This window comes from Pseudoalteromonas sp. 19-MNA-CIBAN-0066 (genome assembly GCF_040308705.1).
Classification (GTDB): Bacteria; Pseudomonadota; Gammaproteobacteria; order Enterobacterales; family Alteromonadaceae; genus Pseudoalteromonas; species Pseudoalteromonas nigrifaciens.
The window spans coordinates 1-246 of the sequence record NZ_JBEONZ010000354.1 but is presented as its reverse complement, the minus strand read 5'-3'; the positions used below and the strand labels follow the sequence as shown (position 1 = coordinate 246).

Genomic DNA, 246 nt, shown 5'->3' with positions numbered 1-246 from the left:
CCCTACAAAGGCACGCTTCATTTGGAATTCTTGGGTTTCGTCGTCTAGGTCGTCTAAATCGTTGGTTTGGCTTTTAATGTATTTGTCGGCCTCGATTAAAAAACCTGCGGTACCCGCTGCGGGATCTTGAATAATTTCGCGAGGTTGTGGCTTTAGTAAACGCACCATTGTTTCTATTAGTGGCCTTGGCGTAAAGTATTGGCCGGCGCCCGATTTAGTTTCGTTGGCGTTTTTTTGTAATAAGCC

Annotated in this window: 1 protein-coding gene; it reads right to left on the bottom strand. The window is 45.5% G+C overall.

Features of this window, described 5'->3' with window-relative positions:
- On the bottom strand, positions 1–246 hold a 246-nt coding region (locus tag AAEZ18_RS19405; RefSeq protein ID WP_352256077.1), incomplete at both ends, for an HsdM family class I SAM-dependent methyltransferase.